This window comes from Saccharopolyspora sp. NPDC000995, from assembly GCF_053599315.1.
The window spans coordinates 14,662-31,595 of the sequence record NZ_JBSFLZ010000020.1; the positions used below are offsets into that span (position 1 = coordinate 14,662).

The 16,934-nt window shown below is 66.0% G+C and carries 15 protein-coding genes and 1 pseudogene; 14 read left to right on the forward strand and 2 right to left on the reverse strand.

Going from position 1 to position 16,934, the window contains the following annotated elements; all coding sequences use genetic code 11:
- Positions 1 to 6: 6 nt before the first annotated feature.
- Positions 7 to 2,304: an FdhF/YdeP family oxidoreductase gene (locus ACWDKQ_RS09805; protein ID WP_450138354.1), complete on the reverse strand. Its 2,298-nt coding sequence runs from the start codon at positions 2,302 to 2,304 to the stop codon at positions 7 to 9.
- 126 nt (positions 2,305 to 2,430) lie between these two features.
- Here ACWDKQ_RS09805 and ACWDKQ_RS09810 point away from each other — a divergent pair, with 126 nt between their 5' ends.
- The 5 genes from ACWDKQ_RS09810 to ACWDKQ_RS09830 all read left to right on the forward strand — a co-directional run bounded on the left by ACWDKQ_RS09810 (position 2,431) and on the right by ACWDKQ_RS09830 (position 8,075).
- On the forward strand, positions 2,431 to 5,136 hold the full coding sequence (locus ACWDKQ_RS09810; protein ID WP_450138355.1) for a valine--tRNA ligase: 2,706 nt from the start codon (positions 2,431 to 2,433) through the stop codon (positions 5,134 to 5,136).
- 382 nt (positions 5,137 to 5,518) lie between these two features.
- Positions 5,519 to 6,886, forward strand: coding sequence for a bifunctional tetrahydrofolate synthase/dihydrofolate synthase (folC, locus tag ACWDKQ_RS09815; RefSeq protein WP_450138356.1), 1,368 nt, complete (start codon positions 5,519 to 5,521; stop codon positions 6,884 to 6,886).
- Positions 6,883 to 7,365, forward strand: a complete 483-nt coding sequence (locus ACWDKQ_RS09820; protein WP_450138357.1) for a DUF4233 domain-containing protein — start codon at positions 6,883 to 6,885, stop codon at positions 7,363 to 7,365. Before folC ends, ACWDKQ_RS09820 begins: the two co-directional genes overlap by 4 nt.
- A gap of 50 nt (positions 7,366 to 7,415) precedes the next feature.
- Positions 7,416 to 7,847, forward strand: coding sequence for a hypothetical protein (locus ACWDKQ_RS09825; protein ID WP_450138358.1), 432 nt, complete (start codon positions 7,416 to 7,418; stop codon positions 7,845 to 7,847).
- Between the two features lie 24 nt (positions 7,848 to 7,871).
- Positions 7,872 to 8,075 (forward strand): EamA family transporter, encoded by a 204-nt coding sequence (locus ACWDKQ_RS09830; RefSeq protein WP_450138359.1) that lies wholly within the window; start codon positions 7,872 to 7,874, stop codon positions 8,073 to 8,075.
- A gap of 30 nt (positions 8,076 to 8,105) precedes the next feature.
- Here ACWDKQ_RS09830 and ACWDKQ_RS09835 read toward each other — a convergent pair whose 3' ends face one another.
- On the reverse strand, positions 8,106 to 9,206 hold the full coding sequence (locus tag ACWDKQ_RS09835; RefSeq protein ID WP_450138360.1) for a zinc-binding dehydrogenase: 1,101 nt from the start codon (positions 9,204 to 9,206) through the stop codon (positions 8,106 to 8,108).
- Positions 9,207 to 9,389: 183 nt separating this feature from the next.
- Between ACWDKQ_RS09835 and ACWDKQ_RS09840 the strand changes: the two genes are divergently transcribed.
- The 9 genes and pseudogenes from ACWDKQ_RS09840 (at position 9,390) to ACWDKQ_RS09880 (ending at position 16,856) form a co-directional block, all read left to right on the forward strand.
- Positions 9,390 to 10,928, forward strand: coding sequence for an alkaline phosphatase D family protein (locus tag ACWDKQ_RS09840; protein ID WP_450138361.1), 1,539 nt, complete (start codon positions 9,390 to 9,392; stop codon positions 10,926 to 10,928).
- A 66-nt stretch (positions 10,929 to 10,994) separates the two neighbouring features.
- A complete protein-coding gene (locus ACWDKQ_RS09845) occupies positions 10,995 to 11,216 on the forward strand; it encodes an AbrB/MazE/SpoVT family DNA-binding domain-containing protein (protein WP_450138401.1) in 222 nt (73 codons plus the stop codon).
- Complete coding sequence (locus ACWDKQ_RS09850; protein WP_450138362.1) at positions 11,206 to 11,637, forward strand: type II toxin-antitoxin system VapC family toxin; 432 nt, start codon at positions 11,206 to 11,208, stop codon at positions 11,635 to 11,637. Before ACWDKQ_RS09845 ends, ACWDKQ_RS09850 begins: the two co-directional genes overlap by 11 nt.
- A gap of 106 nt (positions 11,638 to 11,743) precedes the next feature.
- Positions 11,744 to 11,920, forward strand: a pseudogene (locus tag ACWDKQ_RS09855) (nucleoside-diphosphate kinase); the annotation flags it as partial.
- A 105-nt stretch (positions 11,921 to 12,025) separates the two neighbouring features.
- A complete protein-coding gene (locus tag ACWDKQ_RS09860) occupies positions 12,026 to 12,328 on the forward strand; it encodes a recombinase family protein (RefSeq protein WP_450138363.1) in 303 nt (100 codons plus the stop codon).
- Positions 12,309 to 13,295 (forward strand): recombinase family protein, encoded by a 987-nt coding sequence (locus ACWDKQ_RS09865; protein ID WP_450138364.1) that lies wholly within the window; start codon positions 12,309 to 12,311, stop codon positions 13,293 to 13,295. The genes ACWDKQ_RS09860 and ACWDKQ_RS09865 overlap by 20 nt, the downstream gene beginning before the upstream one ends.
- 339 nt (positions 13,296 to 13,634) lie before the next feature.
- A complete protein-coding gene (sepF, locus tag ACWDKQ_RS09870) occupies positions 13,635 to 14,078 on the forward strand; it encodes a cell division protein SepF (RefSeq protein WP_450138365.1) in 444 nt (147 codons plus the stop codon).
- 420 nt (positions 14,079 to 14,498) lie between these two features.
- Positions 14,499 to 14,756 (forward strand): hypothetical protein, encoded by a 258-nt coding sequence (locus ACWDKQ_RS09875; protein ID WP_450138366.1) that lies wholly within the window; start codon positions 14,499 to 14,501, stop codon positions 14,754 to 14,756.
- A gap of 885 nt (positions 14,757 to 15,641) precedes the next feature.
- Positions 15,642 to 16,856 (forward strand): helix-turn-helix domain-containing protein, encoded by a 1,215-nt coding sequence (locus ACWDKQ_RS09880; RefSeq protein ID WP_450138367.1) that lies wholly within the window; start codon positions 15,642 to 15,644, stop codon positions 16,854 to 16,856.
- Positions 16,857 to 16,934: the final 78 nt, after the last annotated feature.

Below are 16,934 nucleotides of genomic sequence, written 5' to 3' on the forward strand. Positions count from 1 at the left end.
GGCGCGTCAGGCCCGTTGCAGGCGGATGATGACGGCCTTGGAGACCGGGGTGTTGGACTTCTCCGCCACCGAGTTCAGCGGGACCAGGGGGTTGGCCTCCGGGTAGTAGGCCGCCGCGCAACCCTTGGCCGTCGGGTAGGCGACGATCCGGAAGCGGACCGCGCGGCGCTCTTCGAGCGAGCCGTCCGCCGCCGTCCACTCCGAGATCACGTTCACCAGATCTCCCGCCGCGAAGCCGAGTTCCGCGATGTCCTCGGGGTTGACCAGCACCACGCGACGGCCGTCCTCGACGCCGCGGTAGCGGTCCGAGAGGCCGTAGATCGTGGTGTTGTACTGGTCGTGGCTGCGCAGCGTCTGCAGCAGCAGGCGCCCGGCGGGCACCCGGATCGGCTCCGGGACGTTCACCGTGAAGTTCGCCTTGCCCGTCGCGGTCGGGAAGGTGCGGCTGTCGCGCGGCGGGTGCGGCAGCACGAAACCATCCGGTTCGCGGACCCGGCGGTTGTAGTCCGCGCAGCCGGGCACCACCTGCGCGATGTGGTCACGGATCACGTCGTAGTCGCGCTCGAAGAACTCCCAGCGCACCGGGTGGTCCGGGCCGAGCAGCTCGCGGGCCAGTCGGCAGACGATCGCGACCTCGGAGAGCAGGTGCTCGGATGCCGGGGCGAGCCGCCCGCGCGAGGCGTGCACCACCGACATCGAGTCCTCGACCGTCACGAACTGCTCCCCGCCGCCCTGCACGTCGCGTTCCGTGCGGCCAAGCGCGGGTAGGATCAGCGCGGTCCGGCCCGGGGTCGCGTGCGAGCGGTTGAGCTTCGTGGAAACCTGGACCGTCAGCTCGCAGCCGCGCAGCGCCTGCGCGGTGGCGTCGGTGTCCGGCGTCGCGGACACGAAGTTCCCGCCCATCCCCAAAAACGCCTTGACCCGGCCGGACTGCATGGCCCGGATGGTGTCCACTGTGTCCAGACCGTGGTGGCGCGGGACCGGTACCTCAAACTCGCGCTCCAGAGCGTCCAGGAACTTCTCCGGCATCTTCTCCCAGATGCCCATCGTCCGGTCGCCTTGCACGTTCGAGTGGCCGCGGACCGGGCAGACCCCGGCGCCGGGCTTGCCGATCATCCCGCGCAGCAGCAGCAGGTTGACCACCTCGCGGATGGTTGCGACGCCCTGCTTGTGCTGGGTCAGCCCCATCGCCCAGCACACGACCGTGCGCTGCGAAGAGATCAGCATCTCCGCGATCCGCTCGATCTGCTTGAGGGCCAGCCCGGTGGCCTCGGAGGTGGCCTCCCAGTCGACGTCGGTGGCCTGGGCGGCGAACTCGGCGAAACCGTGCGTGTGGGTGTCGATGAAGTCCTGATCCACCGCCCCCGACTTGATCACCAGCGCGTTGAGGGCCTTGAACAGCGCCAGGTCGCCGCCGATGCGGATCTGCGCGAACTCGTCGGCCAGCTGGGTGCCGTCGCCGACCACGCCGCGCACGTTCTGCGGGTTCTTGAACCGCATCAGGCCGGTCTCCGGCAGCGGGTTGACCGCGATGATCCGCCCGCCGCGCCGCTTGACCTTCTCCAGCGAGGACAGCATCCGCGGGTGGTTGGTGCCCGGGTTCTGGCCCACCACCAGCACCAGGTCCGCGTGCTCCACATCGGACAGCGACACCGAGCCCTTGCCGATGCCGATGGTCTCGGTCAACGCCGACCCCGACGACTCGTGGCACATGTTCGAGCAGTCCGGCAGGTTGTTCGTGCCGAAACTGCGCACCAGCAGCTGGTAGAGGAACGCCGCCTCGTTGCTGGTGCGGCCCGAGGTATAGAACGCGGCCTCGTCGGGCGAATCCAGCCCGCGCAGGTTCCCCGCGATCACCTCGAATGCCTCGCCCCACTCGATCGGGCGGTAGTGGCTGTCGCCGTCGCGCAAGATCATCGGCTGCGTCAGGCGACCCTGCTGGCCCAGCCAGTAGTCGGTCTTGCCGGCCAGCTCGGCGACCGGGTGGCGGGCGAAGAACTCCGGCCCGACCTGCCGCGTCGTCGCCTCCTCTGCCACGGCCTTCGCGCCGTTCTCGCAGAATTCGGCGATCTTGCGCTTGTCTCCCTCGGCCTCGCGCGGGTCCGGCCACGCGCAGCCCGGGCAGTCGAAGCCCGCTCGCTGGTTCAGCAGCGGCAAGGTCCGGGCGGTCCGGGCCAGGCCCATCTGCTCCCAACTGCGCTGCAGCGAGACCAGCACGCCCTTCACGCCCGCCGCGGCGTGGCCGGGCTGACCGACTCGGAGGGCGTTCTCGTCGATGTCCTGTTCTGGGGCTCCACGCGACATGGCAATAGGGTGCGACACCGCTCATAGACCGGCATCGCCGAAGTGCCAGGATTCACAACGGTGCTGGTCGCGGCGCAGCCTAATGCCCGGAAAACGCGCTGAACAGGCACTCGTAGAATTCGATGCGTGACACAGACCCACGCCGCCCAGCCCCGTGAACTTCCGTCGACCTGGAATCCGGCCGACGTAGAGGCCGAGCTGTACGAGCGCTGGGTAGCTGCCGGGTACTTCGTCGCCGACGCCAACAGCGATAAGCCGCCGTTTTCGATCGTCATCCCGCCGCCGAACGTCACCGGCAGCCTGCACATCGGCCACGCCTTCGAGCACACCCTGATGGACATCCTCACGCGGCGCCGTCGGATGCAGGGCTACGAGGCGCTGTGGCTGCCCGGCATGGATCACGCGAGCATCGCGGTGCAGGCGCTGGTCGAGCGCCAGCTCCGCGACGAGGGCATCGACCACCGCGACCTGGGCCGCGAGGCGTTCCTGGAGCGCGTGTGGCAGTGGAAGGAGAAGCACGGCGGGGCGATCTTGTCCCAGATGCGCCGCCTCGGGGACAGCGTGGACTGGACCCGCGAGCGCTTCACCATGGACGCCGGGCTGTCCCGCGCGGTGCAGACGATCTTCAAGAAGCTCTACGACGACGGCCTGATCTACCGGGCCGAGCGCCTGGTCAACTGGTCGCCGCAGATGCGCTCGGCGATCAGCGACATCGAGGTGGAGCACAAGGAAGTCGAGGGCGAGCTCGTCTCCATGCGCTACGGCGACGGCGATGACTCGATCGTGGTTGCCACCACCCGGATCGAGACGATGCTCGGCGACACCGCCGTCGCGGTGCACCCCGACGACGAGCGCTACAAGCACCTCGTCGGCACCGAGATCGAGCTCCCGCTGACCGGCCGCAAGATCCCGGTCGTCGCCGACGAGCACGTCGACCCGGAGTTCGGCACCGGTGCGGTCAAGGTCACCCCGGCGCACGACCCGAACGACTTCGAGATCGGCAAGCGGCACGACCTGCCGATGCTGACGATCATGGATGAGCAGGGCCGGATCGCCCGCACCAGCACGCAGTTCGACGGCATGGACCGCTTCGAGGCCCGCGTCGCCGTCCGCGAGGCGCTGCGCGAGCAGGGCCGCATCGTCGCGGAGAAGCGCCCGTACCTGCACAGCGTCGGGCACAGCTCGCGGTCGAAGGAGCCGATCGAGCCGCGGCTGTCGCTGCAGTGGTTCGTCAAGGTCGGCCCGCTGGCCAAGGCTGCCGGCGACGCGGTGCGCGACGGCCAGGTCGCGGTGCACCCGCCGGAGATGACCAAGCGCTACTTCGACTGGGTCGACAACCTGCACGACTGGGCCATCTCGCGGCAGCTGTGGTGGGGCCACCGTATCCCGATCTGGTACGGGCCCAATGGCGAGGTCGTCTGCGTCGGACCGGACGAACAGCCGCCGATCGGCGAGGGCTGGTACCAGGACGAGGACGTGCTGGACACCTGGTTCTCCTCGGGCCTGTGGCCGTTCTCCACGATGGGGTGGCCGGCGGACACCGCGGACCTGCGGAAGTTCTACCCGACCAGCGTCCTGGTCACTGGCTACGACATCTTGTTCTTCTGGGTCGCCCGGATGATGATGTTCGGCCTCTACGCGATGGACGGCGTGGAGCCCTTCAAGGTCATCGCGCTGCATGGCATGGTCCGCGACGCGCATGGCAAGAAGATGTCGAAGTCCGCGGGCAACACCGTCGACCCGCTGGTGTGGATGGACACCTACGGCACCGACTCGCTGCGGTTCACCCTGGCGCGCGGCGCGAACCCCGGCACCGACTCGCCGATCAGCGAGGAGTGGGTGGCGGCGTCGCGCAGCTTCTGCACGAAGCTGTTCAACGCCACCAAGTTCGCAATGATGAACGGCGCACGGGTGCCGGAGAGGCTGGCCGACCGCGGCGAACTCACCGACGCGGACCGGTGGATCCTGGACCGGGCCGACCAGTTGGTCTCCGATGTGGACGAACTATTGGAGGACTTCCAGTTCGCCAAGGCCACCGAGGCGCTCTACCACTTCACCTGGGACGAGTTCTGCGACTGGTACCTGGAGCTGTCCAAGGTCCAGCTGGACGCTTCTGGAGCTGGCGTGGGCGATAATTCTTCGCCTGCCAATGACCAGCGACCGGGCGCGGGTGTCCCGCAGGACGCTGCCGAGCGGGCGGAGCGCACCCGCGAGGTGCTCGGGTACGTGCTCGACGTGCTGCTGCGGCTGCTGCACCCGACCATCCCGTTCATCACCGAGACGCTGTGGACCGCGTTGGCCGGCCGCGAGTCCGTGGTGATCGCGGACTGGCCGGAGGTGTCCGGGGCGGCTGCCGACGAGGCGGCCGCGGAGCGGATCGCCGCGGCGCAGAAGCTGATCACCGAGATCCGGCGGTTCCGCTCCGACCAGGGGCTAAAGCCGGGTCAGCGGGTGGCGGCCAAGCTCAGCGGCGTCGTGGAGCAGGGTCTGGCCGACCACGTGCCCGCGGTGCGGGCGCTGGCCCGGGTCACCGAGCCGGCCGACGGGTTCACCTCGTCGGCGTCCATCGAGGTGGGGTTGACCGGCGGCATCGTGTCGGTGGAGCTGGACCTCTCCGGCGCCGTCGACGTGGTTGCCGAGCGCAAGCGGCTGGCCAAGGACCTGGCCGCGGCGGAGAAGGAACTCGCGGGCACCGACAAGAAGCTGAACAACCAGGCATTCCTGGACAAGGCCCCGGCCGACGTGGTGGACAAGATCAAGGCCCGTCGCGAAACGGCGCAGGCCGACATCGCCCGCATCAACGCGCGGTTGGCCGCGCTGCCGCAGGCCTGATCGGTCACGAGAGTGGTGGGTGGCGATTTCGCGCGGGGAAATCGTCACCCGGCACGCGTGGGGAGCCCCTTTTCTGGGGGCACACTCGGCCTGCTTGCGCGATCGTGGCTTCCGCCCGTAGCCGCAGAACATGATGTGGTCCTTCGGCAGGCCGTCTCGGATCCAGTGCCGACGCAGAGGCGGCCAGGTTGGATTCGCCCGGCCACCCAGCCGTAGGTCGGCGAGGTGGCCGCCCGCCGTGCCTGGGCGGCCGCGAGCGCCGCCCACCGGGCCGCTCGGCCACCGCAGCCGAGCGGGTCTTCGACGGCCCGCCCGACGTCGAGACGTAGACTGACCTCGACATTCGTCGTGCCCAGTCGAGAAATCGCAGGGGAGTGAGCACTTGTCCGGCACCGATCCCGCCGCGTTGCAGGAGCTGCGCGTGGTGGAGGCCGAGCTCAACGAACGCTGGCCGGAAACCAAGATCGAACCGTCGCTCGACCGGATCAGGGCGCTCACCGAGCTGCTCGCCGACCCGCAGCACAGCTATCCGGTCGTGCACATCGCCGGCACCAACGGCAAGTCGTCGACCTCGCGCATCACGGACGCGCTGCTGAGCGGCCTCGGGTTGCGCACCGGCCGCTACACCAGCCCGCACCTGCAGCTGGCCACCGAGCGCATCAGCATCGACGGCGCGCCGATCAGCCCCGAGGGCTACGTCGAGGCTTACCGGGACGTCGCCCCCTACGTGTCCATCGTGGACTCGCGCAGCGACGTCCGGATGAGCAAGTTCGAGGTGCTCACCGGCATGGCGTTCGCGGCCTTCGCCGACGCCCCGGTGGAAGCCGCGGTGATCGAGGTCGGGCTGGGCGGCAGCTGGGACGCGACTAACGTCGCCGACGCGAAGATCGCGGTCGTCTGCCCGGTCGCGCTGGACCACGCCGAGTACCTCGGCACCGACCTGGCCGGGATCGCCAAGGAGAAGGCCGGGATCATCAAGCCCGGTTCCATCGCCATCGTGGCGGCGCAGCCCGTCGAGGCGCAGAAGGTGATCATGGAGCGGGTCGCCGAGGTGGACGCGACCGTGGCCCGCGAAGGCCAGGAGTTCGGGGTGCTGTCCCGGACCGTCGCGGTGGGCGGCCAACTGCTCCGGCTGCAAGGCCTGGGCGGCGTGTACGACGAGATCTTCCTGCCGCTGCACGGCGAACACCAGGCGCGTAACGCCGCGCTCGCGCTAGCGGCAGTCGAGGCGTTCTTCGGTGCAGGTGCGGACCGGCAACTCGACGTCGAGCGGGTCCGCGAAGCCTTCGCCAGCGTCGTTACCCCTGGACGCCTGGAGCGGGTCCGCGCGGCACCGACCGTGCTCGTCGACGCGGCCCACAACCCGCACGGCGCTCGCGCCCTCGCTGACGCGCTGAGCTCGGAGTTCTCCTTCCGCCGACTGATCGCCGTGGTCGGCGTGCTCGGCGACAAGGACGCGCGTGGCATCCTCTCCGAACTGGAGCCGGTGGTCGAGGAGATCGTGCTGACCAAGAACTCCTCGCCCCGCGCGATGGATCCCGACGAACTTGCGGGCATGGCCAAGGACATTTTCGGACCAGATCGGATCGTGGTGGAACCTCGGCTGGACAACGCGGTCGAGACCGCGATCCAGCTGGCCGAGGAGACCGAGGAACCGGGCGAGTCGGTCTCCGGCGGCGGCGTGGTGATCACCGGGTCCGTGGTGACCGCGGGCGAGGCGCGCGCCCTGTTCGGCAAGGAGCCGGCATGAGTGATCCGCAAGACACGGGAGCCGTCGTGACCGACCAGTCGAACCCCGAACCTGAGAAGGGCTTGCCCGAGGCGCCGCTCGGTGTGCGCGACCCGTGGAAGGGCCTGCGCGGGATCATGGCGGGCACGCTGGTGCTGGAGTTCATCACTTTCATGCTCGCGCTGCCGGTGGTCGGGAAGCTCGGCGGCGGCGTCTCCAGCATCGGCTTCGTCGTCGTCACGGTGCTTTCGGTGCTGATGCTGGCGGCCGCGTTCGTGCAGCGCCGCCCCTGGGGCCTCGGTGTCGCGCTCGCGCTGCAGGGCGCGATGATCCTGTGCGCCTTCGTGCACCCGGCGGTCGGGATCATGGGCGCGGTCTTCGCGGCAGTGTGGGGCTACATCCTGTACCTGCGCCGCGACGTCGCCCGCCGCATGCGGGAGGGGCAGCTCTACGACCAGCTTGGCCACCCGCCGGGCTACCCGCCGGAACAGACCGACTGAATGTCTCGCGGCTAGCGGCGGAGCGCTTCGATGACTGCCGAAGCGGCCGGATGCCAGGGCCTGGCCAGCGGGCCGGTGAGGACGAGACGGCAGACGCGTTGGCGCAAGGGGACCAGCACGAACCTGGCGTCGAGCATCAGCTCGGCGAGGCCCGGCCAGCCGGAGCGGGCCGGTCGGATGCCCGTCCCGCTGCTCCGCGAGCACGCGGATGGCGTCGGTCGCGGCGACGGCGGTTCGGCGTGTTCGAGGATGGTTTCGCCGAACGCCCTCGGCCGGGTTTCCTCTGGCGCACCAGCACCCGGCAGCCCAGGGACTTCTCAAGCGCGGCCACGACGTGGGACACCGCGGACTGGCTGATCCGCGGCGCGTCGGCCGTCGCGCTGAACCCGCCCTCGCCCGCCACCGTGAGCAACGCGCGACAGCTGCGCGACGTTGATCGACATGAGGAACCCTCATCGATGGGTCAGATCTGCTTGTTTTGACTCATGATGCGCCGGTCTTGTGCGATGGCGGAAAGCCGCGCGTTCCTGTTGAACATGCGGGTGATCCGCGCGGGCGGGTCGACCATCGCATCGACGGTCACGTACGTGACCCCGCTGTGGTCGAAAGCGCTGGGCGCGGTCCTGCTCGCCGAACCGGTCGACTGGAACACCCTGCTCGGCGGAGCCCTGGTGATCGCCGGAGTCCTCTTCGCCAGGACCTCCCGCTGATACCGAACCTGGGCGGATGAGCGCTGGCGGCTAGCCAATGTCGATGACGGCTCGGCCGACGGTTTCGCCTCGCTTGAGCGCGTCGTAGGCCTCTTGAACCTGCTCAAAGGGGTAGTGGCGGCTGATCGCGTCCTGGGGGCGGAGCAGGCCGTGGGCAACCAGGTCGAGCAGGACCGGCATGTCGCGCCGCGGCTTCGCGCCGTAGGAGCCCTTGATCTGCAGCTTCCGCCGGGCGATGGTGGCCAGGTCGAACTCCCCGGTGGTGCCCCTGGCTGCGATGCCGACGACCACGACCTGCCCGCCCTCGACGACCGAATCCCGGGCGATGTTGAAGGTCGGCACCGCGCCCAGCGCCTCGAATGCGACGTCCACGCCGCGCCCGCCGGTCAGCTCGCGGATCGCCGCTGGTGCGTCGACTTCCGCGGAGTTGACCGCGTGCGTCGCGCCGAGCTTCCGCGCCCCAGCCAGCTTCTCCGCGCTGATGTCCACCGCGATGATCATCGATGCGCCGAACACCGCCGCCAGCTGGATCAGCGCCGAACCGACGCCGCCCGCCGCGACCACCGCCAAGGTGTCGCCCACGTGCACGTTCGCCGCGTGGCGCAGCGCGCCGTACGCGGTCATCGTCGAGCAGCCCACCGAAGCGACGTCGCTGAGCTTCACGCCGTCCGGCACGTGGTAGACCGAGGTCGCGGGCGTGACGCAGCGTTGCGCCAGGCCGCCCATCGAGTACATCCAGACCGGCTCGCCATCCGGCCGGAACAGCCGGGTCTCGTCGTCGTAGAGCCGCCCTTTGCCACGGTTGAACTCAAAGAACCTCTGGCAGATCTCCTCGTTACCGCGCGCGCACTGCGCGCACTGGCCGCACGGCATGATGAAGCTGGTCACCACCCGGTCGCCCACTTCGAACCCGCTGACGCCTGGCCCGACCTCGGCGATCACGCCGGCCACCTCGTGCCCGAGCACGGTAGGCGTCGGGAACGGCAGTTCGCCCTTGAGCACGTGCAGGTCGGTGTGGCAGGCGCCGCAGGAGCGCACGTCGATGGCGACCTCGCCGTTGTTCGGCCGGGGATCGGCGAGTTCCTCGATCCGCATCGGCTGGTTCGCGGCGGTGTGCACGGCGGCGAGCATCCGGACCTCCCTGTCAGACCGGCCAGTCGGTTTGCTCGTGAAGCTATCGCGCCGATAGGCCGGGCACCAGGTGTGAGCGCGAAAGTGCCGCCGGTGAACCGGCGGCCGATCGGCACGAACCCTTCACCTGTGTGTTGACCAGGGGTGATCCGGAAGCTTCCTGCCCTGGATAGAACCAGCGGCATGAGGTTCGAAAACTTCCAGCTCAACCGGCGCGCCCTGCTCCGCGGCGCCGCTGCCACCGGAATCGCTGCCACCGGCATGTTCCTCTCCGGCGCCCCCGCGTTCGCGCGCGGCGGTCGCCCGGTGCTGACCCACGGCGTCCAGCTCGGCGACCCGCGTCCCGACGGGGCCGTGGTGTGGACTCGCGCCGACCGGCCGTCGCGGATGTTCGTAGAGATTTCCCGGCACGCCGATTTCCGTGGCGCGCGGCGGATCCCCGGTCCGCTCCTGACCCCCGAGACGGACGGCACCGGCGAGCTGCGGGTAACCGGGTTGCCGCCGGGCGAGCAGGCCTACTACCGCGTCATCGCCGAGGACCTCGACGGGCGCGTCGAGAGCGAGGCCCTGACCGGCACCTTCCGCACCGCCCCGCACAACCGCCGGGACGTGCGCTTCCTGTGGTCCGGCGACGTCGTGGGGCAGGGCTGGGGCATCAACCCAGACCTCGGCGGTATGACGATCTACAACGCGATGGCCGCCCGAAACCCGGACTTCTTCCTGCACAGCGGCGACACGGTGTACTCCGACGGGCCGCTGAAGGAGTCCGTCACGCTGCCCGACGGCCGGGTGTGGCGCAACGTCGTTACCCCGGAGAAGTCCAAGGTCGCCGAGACCCTTGCCGAATACCGCGGGCAGTTCGCCTACAACCTGCTGGACGAGAATGTGCGCCGCTTCGCCTCGCAAGTCCCGCAGCTCGTGCAGTGGGACGACCACGAGGTCACCAACAACTGGTACCCGGGCGAGATCCTGGACCTCGCCCAGTACACCGAGAAGCGGGTCGACGTGCTCGCCGAGCGCGCCTTCCAGGCCTTCCACGAGTGGCAGCCGGTTTGGCGCCAGGACACGGTGGACGGACGCGTGTACCGGAAGGTCTCGCACGGCCCACTGCTGGACGTCTTCGTGCTCGACATGCGCAGCTATCGCGACCCGAACTCGGTGGGCACCACGCCGCAGCGGATCCTCGGCGACCGCCAGGCGCGTTGGCTCGTCGACGAGCTCAGCCGGTCGCGGGCGACCTGGAAGGTGATCGCCTCGGACATGCCGATCGGCATCGTCGTGCCCGACGGGGACAAGATCGAGGCCGTCGCGAACGGGCTGCCGGGGGCGCCCAACGGGCGCGAGGCCGAGCTGGCGTGGGTGCTGCAGGAGATCAGCCGCCGGTCGGTGCGCAACACCGTCTGGTTGACAGCCGATGTGCACTACACGGCCGCGATCCACTATTCGCCGGAGCGCGCGGCCTTCGCCGGGTTCGACCCGTTCTGGGAGTTCGTCTCCGGCCCGCTGCACGCCGGTGCGTTCGGGCCGAACAAGCTCGACCCGACCTTCGGCCCGGACCAGGTGTTCGTCAATGCCCCGACCCGCCAGGGCGCCTCCCCGTGGGAGGGCTTCCAGCACTTCGGCGAGGTCAACATCGACGGCCGCACCGAGCAGCTGACCGTGGATCTCCGCGACCATTCCGGCCGCTCGCTGTGGGCCAAGACCCTGGACCCGACGCGCTGACCAGCCACGATCGAGTTATTCCGTGGAAGTGGAAGTAGGAGAAGTCGTATTCTTACTTCCATGAAGATGACGGAGAAGGGGCAGGTGACCATCCCGGTCGACCTGCGCCGCGAACTAGGACTGCGACCCGGCGATCAGATCGAGATCAGATTGGAGGGAGACGCGCTGATCCTCACCCGCGGGCATTCGGTGCCCGGCCGTGGACAGCGGATGGTCGACCTGCTGCGCGGTAGCGGGCACGGGGAGATGACGACCGACGAGATCATGGAGTTGACCCGTGGTGAATGAGGCGGGAGCTCGTCCGCCCGTCACCTTGGTCGACTCCAATATCTTCCTGGACCTGATCACCGTGGACCAGCAGTGGGCTCCTTGGTCGGAGCTGAAGTTGAAGGAAGTCAGCGGTCAGGGACCCGTCGTGATCAACCCGATCGTGTATTCCGAGGTCTCGGTCGGTTACTCGACCTTGGGCGAGCTCGACGCCGTGCTGCCGGACGACCTCTACATCCGTATGCCACTGCCGTGGTCGGCGGCGTTCCTCGCGCGGAAGTGCTTCCAGGACTACCGGAGGCGAGGCGGGGAGAAGCGGTCACCGCTGCCCGCTTTCTACATCGGTGCGCACGCGGCGGTCAGCCGACTCCGCCTGCTGACCCGCGACGCGCGTCGGTACCGCACCTACTTCCCGACTGTCGAGGTGATCGCGCCGGACTGAGGCAGGGCCGCCGCTCGGGGTGTCACCTGCATCGATACCCTGGCGTGCAAATCGGGCGCGGTGCGTGTTCGCACCCGGCGCCACCGGAAATGAAGGAGAGTCAACCGTGAGCGAGCGCCCCCTGGTCCTGGTCAAGCCTGACGGTGTCGAGCGTGGCCTGGTCGGCGAGGTGATCAGCCGCATCGAGCGCAAGGGCCTGAAGCTGGTCGCGCTGGAGCTGAAGAACGTTGATCGCCAGCTCGCCGAGCAGCACTACGCCGAGCACGACGGGAAAACCTACTTCTGACTTAGGTTCTTCTGCATAACCGGGGCTCTCGGTCACAAACGAGGGCCTTTTTTCGTCTCATGGATTAGGTTGTGCAGTATGGGGAGATTGGCTAGGGCTCGCATGTTGCGAGCGGCTAGTGAGGGGACTCCGCTTCGCGCCTTGGTGTATGCGCGAGCTTCAGTTGACAAAGAGAAGTCGGTCGACGCACAGATCGAAGAATGCGTCGAATTCTGCGAGGACGAGGGATTCGAAGTTGTCGCAGTGCTGCCCGAGAATCAGCGCAGCGCATCACGGTATGCGACTAAGGACCGTCCTCGTTTCGTAGAAGCGATGGAAATGATGCGGTCGGGGACCGTCGATGTGCTGGTCATTTGGGAGAACAGCCGGGCGCAGCGTGTTGAAGATGTACGTGGCCCTTCGTGACATCTGCGAAGAGTTCGATGTCGTGTGGGCATACGACGGCGAGGTCTACGACATGAACGACCCGGCAGACCGGAAGGCCACGGCTCAAGATGCGGTGAACTCCGAGTCTGAGTCCGACAACATCTCGATCCGCGTCGCCAGGGGCGTTCGTAAGCGAGCTAGCTCTGGCCTGTGGCATGGGCCGCTGCAGTACGGCTACAAGCGCAAGTACGACCCGGACACCGGCAAGGTCGTAGGCCAGGTGCTCGACCCTGACACGGCTCCGATCGTTCGGGAACTCGTCGAGCGGTTGCTGGCCGGCCACTCGGTGACTTCGATCTGGAAGGATCTCAACGCACGAGGCGTTCCTTGCTCGCGTAGCGGCGAGTGGTACGCAAGTAAAATTCGAGCCATCGTCCTCAGCCCTGTGATCGCTGGGCTTCGCCAGTACAAGGGCAGGTTGATCAAGGCTCAATGGCCAGAGATCGTCACCGAGGCCGGAAGAGAGACCCTCGTGGCGCTCCTTGTGCGGACGATCGCGACGGCGATGGATGGCAGTGAGCGGCCGGTCAAGATGACATCTGCGCGAGGATCGGTGAACTCCCATAGCCCGAACCGCGCCAGCACTCGGTGGTCGAACACCGCTACCAGTCCGGAAGCGCCGATTTCGAGGGTGCCGTTTCCGTTCGGCTTGCGCGTCAAGATTGGCCCCGCCCACACCACCTGCTCACCACGAGCGATCGCAAGAAAGTGCCGCCACGTCTCCGTGACCGCCTGTAGATCCAGCACCTGTGGCACGGCGTCGATCGGGATCGTCGCCCGGCCGGATCCTGTGCGGTCCAAGGTGTCTTCGAAGCTGCACTCACCCGGCAGCTCCGCAACGATACGACCGCTGCGCAGATGGCCAACAAGAATCTCGTACCGAGAGGCCAAAGTGCTCCTCCATCCGCCGCCAGAATGCTCAACTCGCGGACAAGTGCCGACATGATGCGACAAGATTGATCGAGTGCGACGTAAGAACGAACAGCTTCCAGGGAGCTCGCGGAGGCAGTTGAAGCCGATCCGATGGTCTGTGATCATGTTCGGTCTCGTGTTGGTTGGTGGCCTCCATCGGGGCCATCCAGTGGCTTCTCGGGTAGGCCCAGGGATTTCATGGGGCCGGAACCCCGTGGCTTCGAGTGGAGCCATCCCAACAAGGGGTACGATCGGACCTTCCACTGGGACAGGCGTTCGAGGCGCACTTGATCCCCTCTCGCTCGAATGGCGTAGTTGTTCGCAAATTTAACTGCAACGAAACGCTACTCAGAGAAAGCGATAGAGTGCTCAAGTGAATGTCGAGGAAGCGGTGTTTTTCATCGTGCAGGCATTAGGGCCATCCCTGATCCTTCTGGTCGCGACGACACTTGCGCTGCTACTAATACGCAAAGTATTTTTGGCGGCATCCTCCAAGTCTCAGAACCCAGGATCGTATTATCCAGTGCCCATCGTGGGCGCTTCCCATGATCTGGGCGTCGCCCTCGATGAAGCAGTGGCACTGAACAGTTTTAACGGAGACTCTCACGATGATCCGGCCGTTCGTTTGCAACAGGTCGTCAGATTCAAGCCGTCTGAATATCAGGCGGCGACACGTGAAGTGTTAAATCAATTCAGGAACGACCGGGTTGTTTCCATCGACTTGCGAAGTATGAATCCGCGTAGTGCGGCGCGGCTGGTTGATTTCTCGAGCGGAATTGACAGCCGCTCGTTCTGGCTGGATTTTCCGCGTCGCTGATGACGTAATCGTATTGAATCCTGCGAGTCGTAGTCGAGTTTCGCTCTAGCGGATTTCGCCCAGAATAATCGGAGGTTGTCGTGACTCAAAATAGCGTACAAACCCCAGAGAACGAAGGGAATGACAGCGAACGGCTACTCGTTCTCAATCATGCAATTCGTGAAACTGAGGATGAATTGCGCATAGCTCGACGTAGGCGAAAGTGGGTCCAACATATCATTAGTTTTTGGGCCACTTTTGGCAATATTGCTGTATTGCATGGCTTGGGTGCCTGTAATAAGTAGTACGGTAATCCTAGCTGTGTATCTGCCAGCAGTCCCGATCGTTGTATCGTTCTGCATCGCCTCCTTCCTGTTGAAGCGGGATCCCGGAGGGCCGCTGCAATCGGTCAGAAAAGACGGGAAGCTTCAAGGAATTCGAATGAGCGAAGGGCAACTTGAGCTTCGCCTCGCGCGCCAGCGGGACACCCGAAAGTTGCTGATCGCAAGCGCGGATGTGTCTACCAGGGTTCGACGTGTCACCTACAAGGAAGACGCGTACAACGACATTAACGAGCTTCGCGGCGAGAGTAAAGGGTATCGTCGAGTCAACAACGTACTTCAAGGCGTTATCATTATTGGTTCGCTTGCGGCAACGGGAACATCTGGAATTGCGGCCAGCGAAGAAATGCTGCGCTAAGCAACATTTGGAATCACGTTCGCGGTAGGTATTTCTAGTGGTTTCATGGGCTACTTCAAGTACAAAGAGCGGAGCTTCTATCTTCAGCAAACTGCCGACGCTATCGAACAAGAGTGGGAAGCGGTCGAAGTTGGCTCAAGTCGGAACAAAAGAAGCGCCAGCAAAACCTTGAGCAACCGCCGGAAGCTCGCAACTCGAATGAATAGAAGAAGATGACCTACGCTCCGCTAGGATCTGGATGACGGATAAGTTTGGATTGGGGCAAATTTGGGCAGTGATTTCACGTGAGACCCGCGACCTGGCGCGTCTGCTTGTCGCGCGGCACTGTTTAGCTAGGCAAGCATAGGATAGTGAGGTTACCGTTGCGGTCGGTGTTGGACCAGACAGCGGGTTCACCGGAGGGAAAAAGCCGGGTCCCGACTGCGTAGATGGTGCAACCCGGTGAGCTCCGTGCTGGTCCGCATAGGCGTCACCACCTGAAGCGTCGCGCTTGCCCGGCCGACGCCGACCGCGATAGGTGGTGCAGTGATGGAGTCGATGGTGATGTAGAGGTCGGCGCGGCACTGGTGCGCGGGCGGCGCGCGTTGGCTGCCTTAGCCCGAGCCCGGAAAGGCTCAGTGCCTTGCAGCCTGGCCCCGAGAACAAGAACCGCCCGACAAAGCGGTGCCCGCGTGACGGGCCTCGCCTACACGAACTTTTGGCTACTGCAGTCGGCGTAATCGGGGAAGCGGATCGGCTGTATCGGCAGGTAAAACCGAGGGTAGCTACTGTCTGCAACTTCGTGAACTCACTCGTATGGCGGTTCGCGTCTCATCGGGCAAGCATCGTAATTCCGGCCTTCGGGCCGGTAGCCTCTTGGCGGAACGCCGAGAAGGAGGCGATTCGATGGACGAGAACAACGCCTTGGGGCGACGGCTCAGGGAAGTCCGCGCTTGGCGGCAGCTCTCGCTCCGGGCCACTGCGGAGCTCGCAGGGCTGTCACATGGGTACCTCGGGCAGATCGAACGGGGTGAGAAGCCCGTTACCAGCCGTGCAACGCTTGAAGCGTTGGCAAACGCCTTGAGGGTGAACCCGACCGAGCTGACCGGTTCGCCGTATGCGCCGACCGATCCGATCGGAAGCGATGCGCACGCTACTTTGCGTGAGGTCGAAGCGGCATTGTCTACTTTGGACCTTGGTGTCGACCCTGGCGTTCAGGCGAGGCCGTTTCAGGAACTTGCCTCCGAGGTCAATTACCTAAATACCGTCCTGCGTGTCGCAGCCGACTATGCAGAGCAAGGGAAAGTTGTTCCTGACCTGCTCACCCAGCTCCACGCGGCGTATGTGCAGCAGCCGGAGTTCAGAAAAGGCGTGCTCGTAGCGTTGATCCACGTCTTTCATTCGGCAGCGGTCTTGACCAAGAACCAAGGCGTTCGCGGGTGGCCTGTAATGGCGGCCCGCCTTGCTGAGCAGTGCGCGCAAGAGCTCGAAGAGCCCGAATGGCTGGGGTTCGCTGCGTGGCTGCGCGGGCATTCCTCAGGCAGTCAAGGGCGAGAGCAGCAGCGTCTCCTGTCTCTTCGCGCGCTGGATCAGCTCGGAGGGGCGATCGACAACCCGAACGCAGCGCAGGTCGCGGGAATGCTTCACCTCAACGTCGCGCTGGCGGCCGCCGCGCGTCGTGACGCTGAGACCACCTGGACGCATCTCAGGGAGGCTAAGCAGTTGGCTCTACGCCTTCCTCGCGAGCGAGAGAACTTCGGGTTCCTTTGGTTCGGACAGGACAACGTTGGAATCTGGCGAGTTTCCCTTGCTACCGAGCTGGGTGAAGGTGGCAAGGTGGCGGAGCTAGCCAAGGGAGTCCGCCCGTCATCTATCCCAGCAAAGGCCAGGCAAGGCATGTTCTACGCCGACCTTGGTCGTGCCCTCGTGGCGGAACGCAAAACGCGTGACGAAGGGCTTCGTGCACTCCTAACGGCGGAGACTATTGCTCCGCAAAGAGTACGAAACAATGTGTTCGTGCGCGAAGCTGTGGCTGACCTGCTTAGACAAGCCCGACGCGATGCGGGAGGGCGAGAATTGCGAGGTCTCGCACATCGCCTGGGAGTTGCACCAATCGGGTGAGATTGCTGAGCGTGTACTTCTAGTACACAAATCGTCTGGCTAAGCCGCCAAAGTACGGCGCATGCACGAGACAGGAAC

Coding starts and splice junctions, on each gene's coding strand:
- ACWDKQ_RS09805 (WP_450138354.1), bottom strand. CDS start 2,304: ATGTCGCGTGGAGCCCCAGAACAGGACATCGACGAGAACGCCCTCCGA.
- ACWDKQ_RS09820 (WP_450138357.1), top strand. CDS start 6,883: ATGAGTGATCCGCAAGACACGGGAGCCGTCGTGACCGACCAGTCGAAC.
- ACWDKQ_RS09825 (WP_450138358.1), top strand. CDS start 7,416: ATGCCAGGGCCTGGCCAGCGGGCCGGTGAGGACGAGACGGCAGACGCG.
- ACWDKQ_RS09830 (WP_450138359.1), top strand. CDS start 7,872: ATGGCGGAAAGCCGCGCGTTCCTGTTGAACATGCGGGTGATCCGCGCG.
- ACWDKQ_RS09835 (WP_450138360.1), bottom strand. CDS start 9,206: ATGCTCGCCGCCGTGCACACCGCCGCGAACCAGCCGATGCGGATCGAG.
- ACWDKQ_RS09840 (WP_450138361.1), top strand. CDS start 9,390: ATGAGGTTCGAAAACTTCCAGCTCAACCGGCGCGCCCTGCTCCGCGGC.
- ACWDKQ_RS09845 (WP_450138401.1), top strand. CDS start 10,995: ATGACGGAGAAGGGGCAGGTGACCATCCCGGTCGACCTGCGCCGCGAA.
- ACWDKQ_RS09860 (WP_450138363.1), top strand. CDS start 12,026: ATGTTGCGAGCGGCTAGTGAGGGGACTCCGCTTCGCGCCTTGGTGTAT.
- ACWDKQ_RS09865 (WP_450138364.1), top strand. CDS start 12,309: ATGTACGTGGCCCTTCGTGACATCTGCGAAGAGTTCGATGTCGTGTGG.
- ACWDKQ_RS09875 (WP_450138366.1), top strand. CDS start 14,499: ATGAGCGAAGGGCAACTTGAGCTTCGCCTCGCGCGCCAGCGGGACACC.
- ACWDKQ_RS09880 (WP_450138367.1), top strand. CDS start 15,642: ATGGACGAGAACAACGCCTTGGGGCGACGGCTCAGGGAAGTCCGCGCT.